Annotated in this window: 17 protein-coding genes; 7 read left to right on the forward strand and 10 right to left on the reverse strand. The window is 71.0% G+C overall.

Going from position 1 to position 17976, the window contains the following annotated elements:
* Positions 1-85: 85 nt before the first annotated feature.
* The gene (locus ABEA43_RS44260; protein WP_345571897.1) at positions 86-718 is read left to right on the forward strand and encodes a pyridoxamine 5'-phosphate oxidase family protein; all 633 of its coding nucleotides are present in this window, start codon (positions 86-88) and stop codon (positions 716-718) included.
* 12 nt (positions 719-730) lie between these two features.
* Here the strand turns inward: ABEA43_RS44260 and ABEA43_RS44265 are convergent, their stop codons facing one another.
* Positions 731-2104 (reverse strand): SPFH domain-containing protein, encoded by a 1374-nt coding sequence (locus tag ABEA43_RS44265; RefSeq protein WP_345571899.1) that lies wholly within the window; start codon positions 2102-2104, stop codon positions 731-733.
* Positions 2105-2246: 142 nt separating this feature from the next.
* Between ABEA43_RS44265 and ABEA43_RS44270 the strand changes: the two genes are divergently transcribed.
* Complete coding sequence (locus ABEA43_RS44270) at positions 2247-2480, forward strand: DUF6289 family protein (RefSeq protein WP_345571900.1); 234 nt, start codon at positions 2247-2249, stop codon at positions 2478-2480.
* Between the two features lie 109 nt (positions 2481-2589).
* On the forward strand, positions 2590-3087 hold the full coding sequence (locus ABEA43_RS44275) for a DUF305 domain-containing protein (protein WP_345571902.1): 498 nt from the start codon (positions 2590-2592) through the stop codon (positions 3085-3087).
* 51 nt (positions 3088-3138) lie between these two features.
* On the opposite strand, the gene ABEA43_RS44280 is transcribed toward ABEA43_RS44275, so the two are convergent.
* The 4 genes from ABEA43_RS44280 to ABEA43_RS44295 form a co-directional block, all read right to left on the reverse strand.
* Positions 3139-3357 carry a hypothetical protein gene (locus ABEA43_RS44280; protein WP_345571904.1) on the reverse strand — a complete coding sequence of 73 codons (219 nt, stop codon included), beginning with the start codon at positions 3355-3357 and terminating at the stop codon, positions 3139-3141.
* 225 nt (positions 3358-3582) lie between these two features.
* Positions 3583-5595 (reverse strand): S8 family serine peptidase, encoded by a 2013-nt coding sequence (locus ABEA43_RS44285; protein WP_345571906.1) that lies wholly within the window; start codon positions 5593-5595, stop codon positions 3583-3585.
* Positions 5596-5723: 128 nt separating this feature from the next.
* Positions 5724-6044 (reverse strand): SCO4225 family membrane protein, encoded by a 321-nt coding sequence (locus tag ABEA43_RS44290; RefSeq protein WP_345571908.1) that lies wholly within the window; start codon positions 6042-6044, stop codon positions 5724-5726.
* Between the two features lie 53 nt (positions 6045-6097).
* Positions 6098-7729 (reverse strand): hypothetical protein, encoded by a 1632-nt coding sequence (locus tag ABEA43_RS44295; protein ID WP_345571910.1) that lies wholly within the window; start codon positions 7727-7729, stop codon positions 6098-6100.
* Positions 7730-7965: 236 nt separating this feature from the next.
* On the opposite strand from ABEA43_RS44295, the gene ABEA43_RS44300 reads away from it, so the two are divergent.
* Positions 7966-10773: an AfsR/SARP family transcriptional regulator gene (locus ABEA43_RS44300; protein WP_345571912.1), complete on the forward strand. Its 2808-nt coding sequence runs from the start codon at positions 7966-7968 to the stop codon at positions 10771-10773.
* A gap of 68 nt (positions 10774-10841) precedes the next feature.
* On the opposite strand, the gene ABEA43_RS44305 is transcribed toward ABEA43_RS44300, so the two are convergent.
* From ABEA43_RS44305 to ABEA43_RS44315, 3 genes are read right to left on the reverse strand one after another with little or no spacing between them, the layout of a single operon-like run.
* Positions 10842-11531: a winged helix-turn-helix transcriptional regulator gene (locus ABEA43_RS44305; RefSeq protein WP_345571914.1), complete on the reverse strand. Its 690-nt coding sequence runs from the start codon at positions 11529-11531 to the stop codon at positions 10842-10844.
* A gap of 28 nt (positions 11532-11559) precedes the next feature.
* The gene (locus tag ABEA43_RS44310; protein WP_345571916.1) at positions 11560-12231 is read right to left on the reverse strand and encodes an alpha/beta fold hydrolase; all 672 of its coding nucleotides are present in this window, start codon (positions 12229-12231) and stop codon (positions 11560-11562) included.
* Positions 12228-13232, reverse strand: a complete 1005-nt coding sequence (locus tag ABEA43_RS44315) for an LLM class flavin-dependent oxidoreductase (RefSeq protein ID WP_345571918.1) — start codon at positions 13230-13232, stop codon at positions 12228-12230. The genes ABEA43_RS44310 and ABEA43_RS44315 overlap by 4 nt, the downstream gene beginning before the upstream one ends.
* 159 nt (positions 13233-13391) lie before the next feature.
* Here ABEA43_RS44315 and ABEA43_RS44320 point away from each other — a divergent pair, with 159 nt between their 5' ends.
* Complete coding sequence (locus tag ABEA43_RS44320; RefSeq protein ID WP_425570485.1) at positions 13392-14321, forward strand: endonuclease/exonuclease/phosphatase family protein; 930 nt, start codon at positions 13392-13394, stop codon at positions 14319-14321.
* On the opposite strand, the gene ABEA43_RS44325 is transcribed toward ABEA43_RS44320, so the two are convergent.
* Positions 14311-14964, reverse strand: coding sequence for a DUF3159 domain-containing protein (locus ABEA43_RS44325; protein ID WP_345571922.1), 654 nt, complete (start codon positions 14962-14964; stop codon positions 14311-14313). The genes ABEA43_RS44320 and ABEA43_RS44325 overlap by 11 nt on opposite strands.
* Positions 14955-16130 carry an FAD-dependent oxidoreductase gene (locus tag ABEA43_RS44330; protein ID WP_345571924.1) on the reverse strand — a complete coding sequence of 392 codons (1176 nt, stop codon included), beginning with the start codon at positions 16128-16130 and terminating at the stop codon, positions 14955-14957. The genes ABEA43_RS44325 and ABEA43_RS44330 overlap by 10 nt, the downstream gene beginning before the upstream one ends.
* Positions 16131-16235: 105 nt before the next feature.
* Here ABEA43_RS44330 and ABEA43_RS44335 point away from each other — a divergent pair, with 105 nt between their 5' ends.
* Both ABEA43_RS44335 and ABEA43_RS44340 read left to right on the forward strand, forming a co-directional pair.
* Positions 16236-16844 carry a TetR/AcrR family transcriptional regulator gene (locus ABEA43_RS44335; protein WP_345571926.1) on the forward strand — a complete coding sequence of 203 codons (609 nt, stop codon included), beginning with the start codon at positions 16236-16238 and terminating at the stop codon, positions 16842-16844.
* A gap of 140 nt (positions 16845-16984) precedes the next feature.
* Positions 16985-17899, forward strand: coding sequence for an LLM class flavin-dependent oxidoreductase (locus ABEA43_RS44340; RefSeq protein WP_345571928.1), 915 nt, complete (start codon positions 16985-16987; stop codon positions 17897-17899).
* Positions 17900-17976: the final 77 nt, after the last annotated feature.

The raw sequence follows: 17976 nt of genomic DNA on the forward strand, positions 1-17976 counted from the left end.
GGGGCGCGGCGCGGCATGGACGGCATCGCTCCACCTTAATGACCGCCCTGTAGAGATCTCGACGGGTTAGGCTTACCTTAGTCGGATGGCGAACCCTTCTGAGATCCGTACGGTGACGACCGCGGCCGAGCTCCGCGAGATCGTGAAAGAGCCCCCGCAGACCATCTGGGACAAGGACATCGCACGGATCGACGAGCATGCGCGCACGATCATCGCGCATTCGCCGTTCGTGCTGCTGGCGACCTCGAACGCGGAAGGGATCTGCGACGTCTCCCCCCGGGGCGACCCCGCCGGGTCGGTGCTGGTCCTCGACGACCACCGGCTCGTCCTCGCCGACCGGCCGGGCAACCACCGGCTCGACAGCCTGCGCAACGTGCTGGACAATCCCCACGCCGGGCTGCTGTTCATCGTGCCGGGGATGAACGAGACCCTGCGGGTGAACGGCCGCGCGACGCTCGTGTCCGACGCGCCGTTCTTCGACGACCTGATGGTCAAGGGCAAGCGGCCGCGGCTGGCGGTCCTCATCGACGTCGAAGAGCTCTACATGCACTGCGCGAAGGCGTTCCTGCGCTCGTCGCTGTGGAAGCCCGAGACGTGGCCGGACCGCAAGAGCCTGCCCACGCTCGGCCGGATCGCCAAGGATCAGATGGGCCTCAAGGTCCCGGCGAAGGTGATCGACGCGGGGCTGGCCATGGACGCGAAGACCAACCAGTACTGACCCGCGGGGCGCTCAGGGACGCGGCCCGTCGCCGTCGATCGCCGAGCGCAGCACGCCGACCACGATGGCGAGCTCGCTCAGCAGGCCCGAGACGGTCGTCCGGTCGCTGCCGTTGATCGAGACCACGCGCAGCTCCTCGGGCTTGGGGAGCTTCGCCATGATCTCGGGCAGCAGGCCGATCAGCCTGGCCTGCAGGCTGGCCGGCGTCTGCTGGTTGTCGATGTCGGCCCGCAGCCGCGCCCGCTCCACGTCGAGCAGCGCCCGCTCGTGGTCGGCCAGCACCTGGGAGTGCGCCAGGTGCAGCTCGCCTTCGAGCTCCAGGCGTTTGAGCTCCTGCTCCCGCTCGATCCTGAGCCTGCCGGTCTCGGCCTCCTCGGCGTGCCGCTCGCGCTCCATCCGCAGCGCGTGCCGGGTCGTCTCGGTCTCCAGCTCGGTCACCGCCCTGGAGTCGTCGTGCTCGCGCTGGGTGCGCCGCAGCCGCTCGGCCACCTCGGTGTCGAACCGCCACGCCTCGTTGCGGGCGCGCAGCTCGGCCAGCTCCCGCTCGTACTCCAGGCGCTGGGTCTCCTTGAGCCGCTCGGCCGCCATCTCGCGCTGGGAGATGGCCTCTTCGGACTGCAGCTCGGCCAGCCGGGCGATCTGCCCCTGCTCGGCCCGGTAGGGCTTCTGCAGGTTCTCCCAGAGCCGTGACGAGCTGACGACCGCCTCCTTGATCTGGACGGTGACGATGCGCAGGCCGAGCCCCTGGTCGCCGTTGTCCTCGCCCTCGGCCACCGCGCGCAGCCGGGCGGTCAGCTCCTCGATGATGGGCTGTTTGTCGCTGAGCACGTCGCGGACGCCCATGGTGGCGACCTTGTCCTTGATGGCCGCCTCCGCCTGCTCGCGCAACTGGAGGTTGACCAGCCGCATCGGGTCCTCCGAGTCGCCGAAGTCCAGCTTGCGGTAGGCGGTGGGGAAGGTCTGGATCCCCCACTGCACGTAGCCCTGCACCAGGACGCCCTGCAGCTCGCGGCAGATGCAGTACGCGTTGATCAGGATGGTCTGGGTGGCTCCCGGCACCACCAGGAACGAGTCGGTGGCCGGGTTGAAGCGGAACGACACACCGAGGCCGATGTGGAGGGGCTTGTCACGGCCGCGGCGGGTGTGCACCACGAAGGCGTTCGGCGGGACGAGCACGTTCTTCCAGCGCCAGAAGCCGGTGATCCGCACGTCCACCGGCCCCGGCGACTTGTCGGGGGCCGCTCCGCCGAGTGCCCGCTCGCGCTTGACCAGCGGGCCGGCCGCGGGAGCCGGCTCGCCGCGGCGTGCCCGGAGATCGTCCTCGAGCACCGCCTGCTGCGCGACGACCTGCTCCAGATAGGCGTTGCCCTTGCCAGCGGTGCTCATAGTCCCCTCCGGCCCATCTGACGAATGCCGACGAGTCTCGCCTACGCCGCCGAACCACCGCAACCACGTCTTTGCGCCGTGCTCTTGACCGGGTGCCGGATCGGACGATCATGAGGGTGAACCCCCCTCAGGAAGGATCACCATGATTCGCCGCGCCCTCCTGGCCACCCTCCTCGGCCTCGCCACCGTCGCCGCCGTCGGTGCGACTCCCGCGTACGCGCGGGCCTGCATGCTCGACTACTCCTGCGTCACCACCTGGTACGCGGACAACACCTACACCACCGTCGTCGGCGCCAAGTACGAGAGCTGTGTCGGCGACAGCTCCATGTGGGGCGTCCGCAGCGGCCACCCCACCTTCGTGGAGACCCCCTGCTGAGTGCCGCCGGTGCCGGCCCGATCCCCGTCGGGCCGGCACCCCCGCTCTTTGGCAGGGGAGGAAAGGGGAAAAGGCCGAACCGCCACGCGCCGCCCCGCGTATCCCAGGTATGCGTTGGAAGATGGCGATGGTGGCCGTGTTCGGCCTGCTGCTGACGGCCGGATGCGCCGCGGCCGCGGACACGGCGGGGAGTCACGTCGAAGCCGATGTGGTCTTCAGCACGGAGATGATCACGCACCACGAGCAGACGATCCAGCTCGCCGAGGTGGCCGCCGGCCGCGGCAACGGCTCGTACGTGCGCGAACTGAGCAAGAAGCTGATCGCCGAGGAGCAGGCGGACATCACGATGATGTCGTCGTGGCTGCAGTCCTGGCAGGAACCGGTGCCCGCGCCGCCCGCCACGACGATGGGCGGGGAGCTGCCGAAGGGGGCCGATTTCGACCGCCAGTGGCTGAAGGAGCTGTCCGGGCATCTGGAGCACGGCATCCACATGGCCGAGACCGTACGGACGACCGGCAAGCACGGCCCCACGCTGGAGCTGGCCGAGAAGATCCGCACCGGGCAGCAGGCGGAGCTGGCCGAGATCGCCAAGCATCTGGCCGAGTGACGCCGTCCGGCGCCCTGGTGGGCGCCGGACGGCTGATCGTTCAGCCCTGGGTCAGGCCCAGAGGAAGTAGTAGTGGCTGTTGTTGTCGTAGTCGCAGTGGAAGGACGTCCACCAGCCCCACTGGATGCCCAGGCTCCCGCCGTTGTAGCAGTCGGATTGCAAGAAGTAGGCGTACCTGATGCTCTCGGCCTGGGCGGGTGTGGCGGTCATGGACACGAGCACGCCGGCGGCCAGAGCGGTGGAGATGAGTAGGGCCCGAACCTTGCGCATCCGATTCCTCCAAGGGGCGTCGTACGAGGGAGGCCGCCGCGGAGAGTCCGCAGGCCGCTGACCGGCTCACGGTGAGGTGGGCGGCGCTCGCACTATCGCATTCGCGACCCACGCTGAACAGGTCCGCCACCCCACTGCGGCGTGGGGGGCGGACATGACCAGGGCCGATGGGCGAGCGGCCGGTGAAGAGCCTGAAACGTTCATCCCGGCCGGGCGCGCACGGGGTCAGAACTTGATCCACCATCCGTCTATGTAGCCCGTGTCGCCTGCGGTGACGTCCTCGACCCGCAGCTTCCACGTCCCGTTCCCCGGTGACGAACGGCCGTCCACGGGATAGAGCTCATGGATGACGTCGCCGCTGTTCTTGGCGTCGGCCACGCGCAGTTTGTACACCGTGCCGTTCGGGCTGACGAGGTCGATCTTCAGGTCGCCCACCCAGGTGTGGTGGATGTCGGCGTAGACCGTCACCTTGTCGTGGGTGTTGCCAGGGAACCAGCCGACGATCGAGATGGAGGACTCGACGACGCCGCGATCGGGGATGGCCTGGTCGGCCCAGTTCTCGAAGTAGGGGAAGTCCATCGACCAGCCGTCGATGAGGCCGGTGTCACCGGTGAAGGCGTCCTCGACGCGGAGCTTCCAGGTCCCGTTCGCCGCCGCCACGGTGCTGGCGTCCACCTTGTAGGTCGCGTCGATGACGTCGGCGTCGCTGGGGGAGGGACCCTGCAACGCGTGGACCTTGCCGTCCGGGCTGATCAGGTCGACCTTCAGATCGCCCACCCAGGTGTGCTGGATGTAGACGTAGACGTGCAGGTGCGCGGGCCCGCTGCCGAGGATGCCGCTCACCTGGATCGGCGAGTCCACCCGGCCCGGCTCCGGGATCTTATAGTCGGTCCAGTTGGAGAAGTACTGCGTCCACTGCCCGTCCTCGGGCTCGGTCGGCGTCGGGGTCGGGGTGGGCGTCGGGGTCGGCGTGGGGGTGGGTGTGGGGGTCGTCGTGTTGAGGGCGGCGGCGTCCAGCTTGAGCCTGGGGGTGCTGGCGGCGGTGTACGCGATCGACTTGCCCGTCGCCTTCATCCGGGTAATGAGCTCGCCGATCGGGGTGGCGGGGAACTTCTGCCGCAGTACGGCCAGCGCTCCCGTCACATGCGGGGCGGCCATCGAGGTGCCGCTCATCGTTCCCCACTTGGCGCCGGGAACCGAGGAGAGGATCCCGGTGCCGGGAGCCAGCAGGTCCAGCAGGGGACCCCGGTTGCTGAAGGTGGAGACGGCGTCGTCATCGGTGGTGCTGCCCACCGCGACGGCCGAGGAGACGCAGGCGGGGGCGGTGACGGCGGCGCCGTACCCGTTGTTGCCCGCCGCGATCACCGTGGCCACGCCGGACTCCAGCAGGAGGTCGATGATCTCCTTGCGCACGTCCGTCTCGCAGGCCGCGGCCCACTGGCCGCCGCCCAGGCTCAGGTTCGCGGCCACCACCGGGACACCCGACTCCTTGAGCTCCAGGACCTTCTCCAGGGCGAGGAGCTGGGCGCTGGTGAAGCTCAGCACGCACGGCGCGGCACCCACACCGCAGAAGTCCTCGGTGGCGAACTTGCTGAACACCTGCATCGCGACCAGCTGGGCGCCGGGGGCCACGCCGGCCGGCGGAGCACCGGTGACGTTCGCGCCGTTGCCGGCGGCGATGCCGGCCACGTGGGTCCCGTGGTCGCAGTCGAGGGTGGCGGCGGCGCACGGCCCCTGGTCGGAGTCGGCCGATCCGGTGCCCTCCTGCTCGTCCTCACCGCCGGGGCAGAGGCTGGTGGCGCTGTAGTCGACGTCGGAAGGGGAGAAGCAGGCCTCGGCGACGACCCGGCCGGTGAGGAAGGGGTGACTGCGCGCCACGCCGGTGTCCAGGACGGCCACCGCGCTGCCGGCGCCGGTCAGCCCCGCGGCCCTGGTCTTGTCGGCGCCGATCAGGGGGATGCTCTCGGCGAGGACCGGCGGGACGGGCACGTCCTCGGTGACGCTCACCACGCCGGGCTGCGCGGCCAGGCGGTCCAGGCCGGCCGCGTCGACCCGCATGGTGACCACGGGAAGGCGGGAGAAGGTCGCCAGGGTCGTGCCGGCGGCGGCCGCGTCGAGAAGCTGGCCCCGGGACTGGGTGCGCACGTTGACGCGGACCTTGCGGGCGTCGGTCGTCTTCTTGCGCAGGACGGGGTCGATGGCGGGGGGATCTACGGCTTTTGTGACTACGCCGGTCATAGGGGTCGCCGACGCGGATTGGGCGCCCGTGGATGCCGTGACAGTTAACGCCAGAATGATGGCCAGGGGCCACACGGAGACTGGGGACCTTTTCATGGCAGTATTTCGCCTTATCTAAACCTGTCGCGTTATCGAATACGTGAGCCGCGGAGCAGCAGCCACAACAGCCAGGCCTGGAGGACGCCGCACCCCACCAGCGTGACGAGCAGGACATCGCCGTCCAGGGCGTTTCCCCCGATGCCGGAAAGCGCCGGAATGAGGATCGGCAGCGAGGTGGGGAAGGTGATGACCACCAGCACCACGCCCGGCCCGATGGGAGCGCCGGCGGTCAAGGAGACGTACTCCGCGACTCCCGCCGTGACCACCACGACCGCGAGATAGGAACCGGCGGCCAGCGCCGCTCTTCTGCCGTTCTCGCGGTTGCGGATTCTCGTGCCGATCCAGCTCATCCGGGACCTCCGTGAAAGGGACCGGATGACGGTCGCCCGCCATCCGGTCAAGGTCACCTGGTCTTGTCCGCGCCGTTCTTGGGCTTACCGAGGGCCACCCCTACGCGGTAGATGACGGCCCACCGAAGGCAGCTCGGCCGGGAGAGGAGGATGTACTTCGGGCAGGTCTTGCTGACGAGCGTGGTGAAGAACAGGTTGTCCACGCTCTTCTCTTGGTTGCGGTCGAGATACCACCTGTAGCCCTTGTAGGTGTTCCCGATCAGGCCGTAGCCGTAGTCGTGCATGTCACAGGGCACGCGGTAGTCGAACTTGTAGAACAGGTTCCAGCGGGGCTGGTCCGGCGCCGACGTGCAGTGGTCGTAGTTGATGCCGACGACGCGGAAGCCGGTGGGGGTCTTCTTGAAGTACGGGTTGTGCCAGCCGTTGTGCGCCACCTTGGTCGCGCAGCCGTACTTCGTGTACCACATCCAGTTCCGGACGGTGGAGCAGTAGCTGGGGGAGGACAGGATCCCGTCGATGTCGGGGTTGGGGAAGTCGGCGGGGTCCGGTGGGGTGTCGGTGGGGTCGAACGTTCCGGCCGGCCCCGACAACGCGTCGGTGGCGGTCGGGTGGTCGGGCTCGGTGTTGGTCACGGTGGGGGAGGCGCTGTTCGCCGGGAAGGACACGTCCCAGGTGCCCAGGTTCAGGGAGTCGATCTCGGACAGGCGGCCGGCCCCGTCGTAGGCGTAGGTGTCCTCCTGGGTGCCGCTGCTCGGGTCGCTCGTCGAACGGAGCCAGCCCGACAGGTCGTAGTCGAAGCCGGCCACGGTCTTCGGCGCCTCGGAGCCGGAGACGAGCGTGATCTGCTTGACCTGGCCGGCGTAGTCGCCGAAGGAGCCGGAGGTGGCCGTCGTGGTGGTCGCGTAGTGGAACGTCACCGTCTCTTCGGGCTTCTCGCCGGCGGCCGGCTCCTTGACGGTGCTGATGCGCCCCGCGGAGTCGTAGGTCAGCGAGGTCGTCCCGAACGCGCTGGTCCCGAAACCGGCGACCCGCCAGTTGTCGCCCTGGAGCGTGCCCAGCTTGGTCCAGGTGTAGGTGGGGCTCAGCGCGGCCGCGGGGATCGCGGCGCCGCTCTCGCCGGCGAAGGCGTCGTCGCCCTCATCCGTGGCCGTGCTCGCCGGGAGGGTCTCCACGATCGTGGTGCGCAGCTCTCCGGCCGACGCGTCCCACTTGGTCGTCTCCGTGATCTTCGAGCCGTCGGCCGCGTCGTACTTCTGGACGCCGCCGCCCGAGGGGAAGGAGACGCTGCTCGTCAGCGCGTAGCGGGACGAGGAGCCGGCTTCCAGCTCGGTGACGACGATGGCGCCGCTCTGGACCTCCAGCTTCCTGGTGATCGTGCCGCCGAGGATCTCGGCCTGCCAGCCCGGGCCGAAAACGCCCAGCTCGGGACGGGACGCGGGGGCGGTCTCCGGCTTGGCCAGGCCGCCGTCCACGACGCTCACGTCGTGCCGCCGGCCGATCGCGCCGACCGTCACGTCCACTTCGTGCAGCTCGTAGGTGTTGGATTGGGGGAAGTAGAGTCCGGGGCCGATCTCCTGGACGGGGACCGTCGGGGCTTCCACGACGGTGTCGGCGGCGGCGGGCGGCATGACGAGCAGGGGAAGCACTATCGCCGCGACCGCGGTGGCTAAGGTGAACCTGCGCAAGCTTGTCTCCTCACAGGCGCTACTCATTGGTAACGTGATCGTCGCGACCGCGCCTGGCAGGTGGATGGCAGCTCGATGGCACCGGTAGCCGGGATTTTCCACCCTGATCGACCCGCCCCGTTGACGCGCCCGGTTTGGCTGATCATTGTGTGATTGATCAGCAAAAAAGCGGCATTGTGCCGTGCGCGTCTGGCATCCCGCTGGCAACTCGATGGCACCAGAGAGGGGAGCAGTCCGTGAAGATCAAGCTGCTTGGCCCACTGGAGATCCGCGACGACCGTGACGTGCTCATTCCGATCACGTCAGCCAAACAACGCATCATCCTCGCGGCGCTGGCCTTCCGCCTCAGCGAGGTCGTCCCCGTCGAGCATCTCGTGGACTGTCTATGGGGCGCCGAGCCGCCCTTGACGGCGCGGGACACCGTACACAGTCATGTCATGCGCCTGCGCAAGCTCCTCGCGACGTCGGAGGTCCTGCTCACCCAGCCGGGCGGCTACCTGCTGAACGTGGACAGGTGCGACGTCGACACGGCACAGGTCCAGCGCCTGCGCGCGCGAGCCGCCAAGGCCGCCGCGGCCTTGAACCAGCAGGGGCAGGCCGCGCTGCTCCGGGACGCGCTGGCCCTGTGGCGCGGCGAACCCTTGACCGGCATCGACTCCGACGTGCTGCGGGCGCACTACGTCCGCGTATGGGAGGACGCCTGGTGCCAGATGATGGAGGAGTGCGTCGACGCCGAGCTCGCGCTGGGCCGGCACGCCACGCTCGTCGGCGAGCTGCGTTTCCTGGTGGCCAGCCACCCGCTGCGTGAACGGTTCCACGGCCAGCTCATGCTGGCGCTGAACACCTCCGGCCGGCGGGCCGAGGCCCTGCGGGTCTACCAGGAGCTCCGCCGCGTGCTGATCGAGGAGCTGGGCATCGAGCCGGGCGAATACCTGCGCGACGCGCACCGTCAGGTGCTGAACGCCTCGCCCGAGCCCGCGTCGATGTCCCCCGCCCTGCTGCCGCTGGACGTCTACGGATTCGTCGGCCGCGACCCCGAGCTGGAGCGGCTCGACGCGATCCTGGCCGCCGCCGGCGAGCAGCCCACCGCGGTCGTCGTCACCGTGCTGTCGGGGGCGGCGGGAGTGGGCAAGACGGCGTTGGCGGTGCACTGGTCACACCATGTCAGTAAACGTTTCCCGGATGGCCAGCTCTACGTCAACCTCCGGGGCTTCGACCCGACCGGATCGCCGATGAGCCCCGCCGAGGCGGTGCGCAGCCTCCTGGAGGCGCTGGGCGTGCCGGCCGAACGGGTCCCGGCCGGCCTGGCCGCCCAGACCGGCCTCTACCGGAGCGTGCTGGCCGGCCGCCGGGTCCTGATCGTGCTCGACAACGCCCGCGACTCCGAGCAGGTACGCCCGCTCCTGCCGGGTTCGCCGGGCTGCCTGGTCCTGGTGACCAGCCGCAGCCAGCTGTCCGGGCTCATGGCGATGGAGGGCGCCCACCCGCTGTTCCTCAAGCTGCTGCCCGTCTCCGACGCCCGCAAGCTGATGGCCAAGCGCCTGGGCGCGAACCGGGTGGTCGACGAGGCCGACGCGGCGGAGGAGATCATCAGGCGGTGCGCGCGGCTGCCCCTGGCCATCGCGATCGTGGCCTCACGGGCGGCCAGCAACCCCGACGTCTCGCTGTCCGCTCTGGTGGCCGAGCTGGACGACGCCTACCTGGACGTCTTCGACGGCGGTGAGCCGATGACGCAGATCCGTACCGTGTTCTCGTGGTCCTACCACGCGCTCACCGCCGACACCGCGCGGTTGTTCCGGCTGCTCGGCTCGCACCCCGGCCCGGAGATCACCGCGCAGGCCGCCGCCAGCCTCGTGGGCCTGCCGCTGGCCAGGACGCGTCCCCTGCTGGCCGAGCTGACGCGTACGCATCTGATCACCCAGCACGCGCACGGCCGCTACGCCTTCCACGACCTGCTGCGCGCCTACGCCGCCGAGCTCGCCAGCGCCCACGAGGTCGAGTCGGAACGGCAGGCCGCACTCCACCGGCTGCTCGACCACTACGTGCACACCGCGGACCGCGCGGCCCGGCTGCTCAACGTCCATCAGAGCCCGCTGCTCCTGGCGCCGCCCCAGCCCGGGGTCGTCCTGTCGGCGACGACCGACCACGCGCAGGCGCTGGACTGGTTCAGGTCCGAGCATCCGGTCCTGACGGCGGCCGTCTCCCTCGCCGCGCACTCAGGGTTCGACACGCATTTATGGCAGCTCGCCTGGCTGCTGAACGACTTCCTGGATCGGCAGGGCCGATGGCGCGAGCAGGCCACATTGCAGGAGCTGGGGCTGGAGGCGGCCCGCCGTACCGGCGACAGGATCGGGCAGGCGCACGCCTACCGGAACCTCGGGTGGGCGCTCACGAAGCTGAGCCGCTACGACGACGCGCTCGGGCACTTCCAGTCGGCGCTCCGGCACTACGGCGACCTCGGCGACCTCACCGGCGCCGCGCACACGCACGGCAACATGTCGGGCGTGCTCGAACGGCAGGAACGCTACCGGGAGGCGCTCAGCCACGCCAAGCAGGCGCTCGACCTCTACCAGCGGACCGGCCACCAGGCCGGGCAGGCGCGGGCGCTCAACGCGGTCGGCTGGCACTACACGCTGCTCGGCGAGCATCCCAAGGCGCTCGCCTACTGCTGGCAGGCGCTCGACCTGCAGTATCTGACGGGTGACCTGCACGGCCAGGCGGCGACCTGGGACAGCCTGGGCCACATCCACCATCACCTCCAGCAGCACGAGCAGGCCATCGACTGCTACCGGCAGAGCCTGGAGCTGTTCAGGAACGCGGGCGATCTGTGCAGCGTGGCGGGGACGCTCACCCGGCTGGGCGACAGCCACCAGAAGCTGGGCGAGGACGAGACGGCCCGGCTGATCTGGGGCGACGCGCTGCACATCTTCGAAGAGCTCGACCACGCCGATGCCGAGCGGGTCAGGGCGAGGCTCAATGGGCTGCCGGACTGGAGCGCCATGGCCCCCGAGCACATCACCCGATCGGCCGGCCTGCCTCTGTGAGCCGGCCGGGCTCGTGCGCGGGACGGGTTTTGTGAGCCGGCCGGGTGCGTGCGCCGTCGCCGGTGACGTCAGGAGGCCTGGACCGGGGACGCGGACCGGGCCCGGTGCGGTGGCAGCGGGAACAGGTGGTGCAGCCGGCGCAGGGCCTCCCGATCGCCGGTGACGGAGGCGGCGCCGCTGCCGATCGCGTCGGCAAGGGTCCAGGTGCCGGCGGTGATGTCGCGGAAGGCCTCCGCGCTGATCGTGACGACCGCGTCAGGGCGCTGGGCCGGGCCGTGCGCGGCCTCGATCGTGCCGTCCTCGACGCGCGCGTGGAAGACCTCCTCCGCCACGCGGAACTCGTACAGGGCCCGCAGACCGGCCGCGGCCTCGGCGTCGAAGCAGGCCTTCAGCCCGAGCACGGCCCAGCCGGGGTGGAAGGCCTCCTGCTCGCGAGGGTCGTCCATCGCCCAGGTCATCCCCCACCGGGCCAGGGCCAGCACCACCGGCTCGAGCTCCGCGCCGGCCGCGGTGAGGGCGTAGGCGGGGGTACGGGCCGGCGGCGGGAGGGTGACCTTGTGGGCCAGCCCTTCGCGTTCGAGGTGTTTCAGCCGGGCGGCCAGCAGGCCGGTGCCCAGGCCGCGCAGGCTGTGCTGCAGGTCGCCGAAGCGCTTGGGGCCGGTCAGCAGCTCACGGATCAGCAGCAGCGTCCACCGCTCGCCCACGAGGTCGAGGGTGCGCGCGGTGGCGCAATATTGGTTGTAGCTCCGCTGTTCCACTTCATCATTCTAATCCTTGAGCTACTTGTTATTGAACTGAGACAGCGTCCAGCAGCAGGCGGGCCAGCGCCTGCGGGTGGGTGAGCATCACGTCGTGCGGGCCGTCCAGGGCGATGACCCGGTAGCCGAGCTCCGTGGCGAACGTGTCGAAGGGATAGGTCCGCGGCCGGCAGCAGACGGCCGTGCCGGGGATCCGGTCGACGGCGCCGCTCAGCCGGGTCGCCTCCGTGAAGGTGCGCAGCGGCTGCGGCCGCAGCCGCGAGGCCAGCAGGCGCGCGTCGTCAGGGTCGGTGATGCCGAAGCTCGCCGGGGGAGGGGCGGGGACGTGATCGCCGTCCGCGAACGCGCGGATCGCGTCGACGAAGGCGCCGGGCGCCAGGTCGAACAGGCTGACGCCGTCGCCGCCGGCCCAGCCGTCCACCAGGACGACGTGCTTGACCAGCTCGGGCCGCAGGTCGGCGGCCTGGCGGACGACCAGGCCGGCGTAGCTGTGCCCGACCAGCACCACGTCCTCGCCGGCCGCCGGGCCGGCGTCCAGCGCGGCGAGGATCTCCTGGACGTGGGCGTCCAGGCCGGCGTCGCCTTCCAGGGTGAGGGCGGGGGTGAGGGTGCGCGCCCCGTCCTGGTGCAGGTACGGGATCACGCGCTCCCAGGCCCAGGGGCCGTGCCAGGCGCCGTGCACGAGGACGTACGTGGTCATGCTGTTACCTCCGCGCCGAGCAGCGGCGGGACGGCGCCTGCGAGCTCTTCCGCGCCGGTCCCGGCGAGCTCTTCCGTGCCGAGCAGGGGCAGGACGGCGCCGCCGAGCTCTTCCAGGGCGGCGTCGTGGTCGTCGGCGGCCAGGCGGATCACCACGTGCCGGGCACCGGCCTCGGCGTAGGAGGCGAGCCAGCCCGCGGCGTCGCGCGCCGTGCCGGCGAACATGGCCTGGATGCTCTCGACCGCCTCCAGCGGGGCGTTGTAGTAACGCTCGACGCTCACCCGCAGGCGGTCGCGCGCCCGTTCGGGATCCTCGTCCAGGCACAGCGTCGCGTACAGACCGGGAGTGACCTCCCGGGCCGCGCCCTCCTGGATGAACGCCCGCTCGCGTGCGTAGGTCTCCGTCTGCGGCGGGTAGGGCAGCCAGCCGTCGGCCAGGCGTGCCACCCGCGGCAACGCCGCGCCGCCGCCCGCCAGCCAGATCGGCGGGCCTCCCGGACGAACCGGCCCGGGCGCCAGGGTGACGCCGTGGAAATCGAAGTGCCGGCCGGTGAACGAGACCTCCTGGCCGCTCCACAGCCGCCGCATCACCTCGATCGACTCCTCCAGCCGCCCGAGGCGGCGCGCGAAGTCGACCCCGATCGCGGTGAACTGGGCCTCGGTGCCGGCGTTGGGAAATCCGCCGCCCATGCCGGCGATGAGCCGCCCGTCGGAGAGCCGGTCCAGGGTGGCGAGCTGGTGGGCCAGCAGGATCGGATGACGGAGCGCGGGCAGCAGCACGGCGGTGCCGAGGGTGACGCGGCGGGTGGCGGCGGCCACGGCCGACAACAGGAGCAAGGGGTCGGCGCGGGGCCTGGTGAGAGGGCTGTCGCCGGCCCACACGGAGTCGAAGCCCAGCGCTTCCGCGCGCCGCGCCTGCTCGACCAGCCGCGCCAGGTCGTGATCGCCGCTGACGACCTGATCGCGCGTCGGCAACAGGTAGCCGATCTTCAAGGGGGGCATGATCTTCCTCTGGTCATCGTTCGCTTCCTGTTTTTGAAGTCTAGTCTTCCTTTTTTGAAAGTAGCAACGGGAAAGCAGGCGGAGGCCCGTACGGTCGGCCTTATGAGCATCGAAGATCGGCAGGCGCCCGCCTCGGGGAGCCGCCGCCGTGCCGGACGGATGTCCTGGACGCGTGGGCGGGTCGTGGCGTCGGCCGCGCTGCTGGTGGCCGGGCTGCTGGCGGTCCCGTCCGTGGTGCCCAACACCGTGGGCCATCTCGGCAGCCTGCTGGAGACGTTCCTGCCCTGGGGCGGCCTGGCCGTTCCCGCGCTGCTGGTCGTGGCGCTGCTGCGCCGCTCGGCCACCGCGCTGGTGTCCCTGGCGCTGCCCGCGGCGGTCTGGATCGTGCTCTTCGGCGGACGCGTGCTGCCCGCCGACCGGGCGCCGGCGGCCCACGATCTGACCGTGCTCCAGCACAACGTCAGCGACGAGAACCCCGATCCGGGAGGCACCGCGCGCGCCCTGGCCGAGGCCGGAGCGGACCTCGTCGCCCTGGAGGAGCTGACGCCTGCCGCCCTGCCCGGCTACGCGGCCGCTCTCGCGCCCGGCCACCCGCACCACGTGGTCGTGGGCAGCGTCGGGCTGTGGTCCAGGCATCCCCTCGCGGACTCCCGGCCGGTGGACATCAGGCCGGCGGGCGTCGGAGGAGACTGGAACCGGGGGATGCGCTCCACCGTGCGGACGCCGTCCGGCGACGTGGCGGTGTACGTGGCGCACCTGCCCTCGGTTCGCATCCGGCTGCCGGACGGGTTCGGCACCGGGTGGCGGGACGAGAGCGCCGTCGCGCTGGGCGCGGCACTCGGGGCGGAGAAGCTGGCCAGGATCGTGCTGCTGGGCGACTTCAACGCCACTCTGGACGACCGCGGCCTCGCTCCGGTCACCTCCCGGCTGACGCCCGCGGAGGAGGGGTTCGGCTTCAGCTGGCCCGCCGCGTTCCCCGTCGCCCGGATCGACCATGTCATGACCCGCGCGGCGGTTCCCGTCACCACCTGGACCCTGCCCGCCACCGGCAGCGACCACCTGCCGGTCGCGGCCCGCGTCACGTGGTGACGGCCGGATCGGGCCCGGGGGGATTCACGTCGGGCACGTCCGCTCCGGCGCGCAGGATCCGCCAGCACACGTACGCGCACAGCCCCGTCGCCGGCGTGCTCAGCAGCGTTGAGGCGATTCCGAGCGCGGTCACCTGACCCGTCAGGTACAACGGCGTCATCACCATCGCGGCGAAGGCGAACTTCGCCAGGAACACCGCCGTGCAGGCCTGGTAGCGCCGCGACCGCGCCCGATCGTGGCGCCAGGAGGACCGTTCGCCACGCGCCCCTCCGACCAGCACCCCGACGATCGGCCACCGCACCAGCAAGGACACCAGGAACACCGCCCCCGCCCCCACCGACACCAGCACGCTCACCAGGTAGAAGTCCACCGCTTGCCCCGTGCTCCCGGCGAGCGACGCGGACACTCCCACGATCACGAGCCCGAACGCCGCCTGCCAGTACGTGCGGTCGGTGCACACCCGGAAGATCGCGAAAACCAGCACGGCGCCGACCGCCACCGACGCGGAGAGCGGTACCTGGCCGGTCAGCAGATGGGCGGCCAGGAACACCGTCTTCGACGCCACGCCCTCGGCGACGGTGCGCCAGCCGCCCAGGGCGGTGAACAGGGTCAGCGACTTCTGGGTCAGCACGGTCAAGGGCATGCGGCCGGCTCCACCGCGCCGGGACGGGGTGGGCGCGGCAGGGGGCGGCCTTGGGCGTCGAGGGTGGGCAGGCTGTCGCGGCGCATCCCCTCCTCGGCGGCGCCGATCGCGGTGCGCAGATCCTGCTCCCCGCGGGCGTGCGCGACCAGGGCGTCACGGAGGCGGTGCGCGTCCTGCATCGCCAGGTTGCCGCCGAACCCCGGGGCCGCGTGGATGGCGTCGCCGATGACCGTCACCGGACCGGCCGGCCACGACGGGACCGGCGGGATCATTGCGATCCGCAGCGCGACCGTCATGTCCGGCCACGCCGCATCGACGACCAGCCGCAACGCCGGGTGCAGAGCCGCGGCCAGCCCCTGGGCGAGCCGCCAGACCCCGGCCGGAGATCCGGCGGGTCCGAGCCGGTCCTGGGTGACGGGCAGGCACCACATCACGTAGTCCTCCACGCCGGCGACGGCGCGGGAGGAAAGGGCGGGCAGCCACCGGTCCCGGGCGGTGACCGGCGACGCGCTGAACCTGTGAACGCCCAGCGCCATCATCGTGCCGCGCACCTGCACGCTGGCAGCCCTGTCGCCGATCAGGGCGGGCAGCCCCGTTCCAGCCACGGCTCGCAGCGGGGTCGCGCCCATCAGCATGCGCCGTCCTGTGTCGAGCACTTCCACGTGCGGCAGGTACTGGCGGCGGACCGCCGAGCCGACCCCGTCCGCGCCGACCAGCACATCCGCGGTGTCCGTGCGGCCGTCGGCCAGCCGAACCCGGACGGTGCCGCCGGCGCGCCGCTCGAACCGCGTGAACGCCGTCCCGAACCGCACCCTGTCCTCCAGCCCGGTCAGCAGCACCGCCCGCAGCAGGCGCCGGCTGGCCTGCCGGCCCGCCCGGCCGCCGGCCGATGGCGTGGGCGCGACCACGAGCTCGCCGTCCCTCTCCGACACCCGCAAGGTGTGATCACGCGGCCCGCCCATGGTCGCCTCCGCCATCGCGAGGTGTCCCCGGGGCAGGCACGCGCGCAGCGCCCGCGTCCCCCGGTGGTCGATGTGCAGGCTCACGCCCTGGGGGCGGCCGTGTTCGCCGTCCCTTTCGTAGACCACGACGTCGATGCCCGCCAGGCGTAACCCTTGGGCCAGCGTCAACCCGCCGAGTCCCGCGCCGACCACGATCACTCGCATCCGCTGCCACCTTTCTTCACCGGTTGATGAGGTTTCAATCTAGCCCGATGTGGACGCAAAACTCAATCGACTGATGAAGAAAGCATTCGATAGGGTGTTCCGGTCATGGCAGAACCCCACTCCTCAGGCCGTCCCGGGCGCTGGCGGTCAGGCGAGGAGAGCAAGCAGCGGATCCTGCGAGCGGCCCGCGCGCTGTTTCGCGAGCACGGTTACGCCGGCACCACGGTGCGCGCGGTCGCCGTCGAGGCAGGGGTCGACCCGGCGATGGTCTTCTACTTCTTCGGCACCAAGCAGGGCCTGTTCGGGGCGGCCATCGAGATGCCCGAGCACGTCCCGCCCGCCATCGAATCGATCTTCACCGGCAGCCTGGACGACATGGGCGTGCGGCTGGTCCGTACGTTGGTGGAAAACCTGGACAAGTCAAACCGCACCCCGCTCGTGATGCTCACCCGCTCGGCCCCCACCCACGACGAGTCCGGAGTCCTGCTCCGCCAATACCTCGACCGGGAGATCACCGCCCGGCTGGTGACGATGCTCGGCACACCCGACGCCGCGGTGCGGGTCGCGACGCTCAACGTGCAGATCCTGGGCCTCGCGGTGGCGCGCTACATCGTACGCATCGAGCCGGTCGCGTCCGCCTCCGTCGACGACCTGGTCACGTGGTTCGGCCCGATCGTGCAACATTGCCTGACCGGGCCGGCCTCATCGCCGTGACGGCGCCTGGCCGACATCCAGTCGCCTTCGCCGGCTCAGCGGGTGTCGTTGCAATTCGTAGTACGAACTAATATGGTTCGTACTACGAATTCAGCCCGCCACCGGTTTCAGAGGCGGGCCCTCGAAGGAAAGGCGGCACCATGTCCGTCCAGGAAGTCGTCTTCGGCTTCGGCGCGCACAGCGGCATCGGCGAGGTGACGGACCTGCTGCGCATGGCTCAGCAGGCCGACCGCGACGGGCTCGACCACTTCTCGCTCTCGGACCATCCCTACATCGGCGGGCGCCTGGACGCCTACGCCGCCATCGGCTTCATCCTCGGACGTACCGAGCGCATCGCCGGCCTGGCCAACGTCACCAACGTGCCGACCAGGCCCGCTCCGATGCTGGCACGGGCGGTCACGTCGCTGTCGGCGCTGTCGGGCGGCCGCATCGTGCTCGGCATGGGCGCGGGCGGGCTGTGGGACCGGATCTCCGCCATGGGGGTGCCGCGGCTGTCGCCGGGCGACGCCGTGGCCGCCTTCGAGGAGGCGATCGTCCTGGTCAAGCTGCTGTCGGGGGGCGGCCCGCCGGTCACCTTCAAGGGCCGCCACTACCAGGTGGACCAGATCGAGCCGGCTCCCGTGGCCGCGCCTCCCGTGTGGACCGGATCGGTCGGCCGCAAGTCCCTGGCCGCCACCGGCCGGGTGGCCGACGGCTGGATCCCCGGCCACGCGGCGGATTGGCTCAGCGAGCGATACCGCACGTCCCGGCCGGTCATCGACGAAGCGGCGGCGGCCATAGGCCGCGATCCGGGAGAGATCCGCACCGTCTTCAACTTCCCCGGCCGCATCACCGACCGGGCGCTGCCCGCCACGCGTGATCGCGACGGCTGCTGGATCGGCGGCTCCACCGGCCAGTGGGTCGAGGAGCTGACCGGCGCCGTGCTGGAGCACGGCGCGTCCGGCTTCACGCTCTTCTCGGCCGGTCACGACGCGCCGGACCTCGTCTTCCTCGGCCGCTGGGCCGCCGAGATCGTCCCGGCCGTGCGCGAGGCGATCGCGAAGGAGAGCGGCTGAGCCGGACACCTGGGCCTGCGCAGATGGATCATGTATGGTGACCCCGGCATACCCTTCAACGGCCTGGAGCGTGCCCG

The organism is Nonomuraea rosea (assembly GCF_039539705.1).
In the GTDB taxonomy this organism is placed as follows: Bacteria; Actinomycetota; Actinomycetes; order Streptosporangiales; family Streptosporangiaceae; genus Nonomuraea; species Nonomuraea rosea.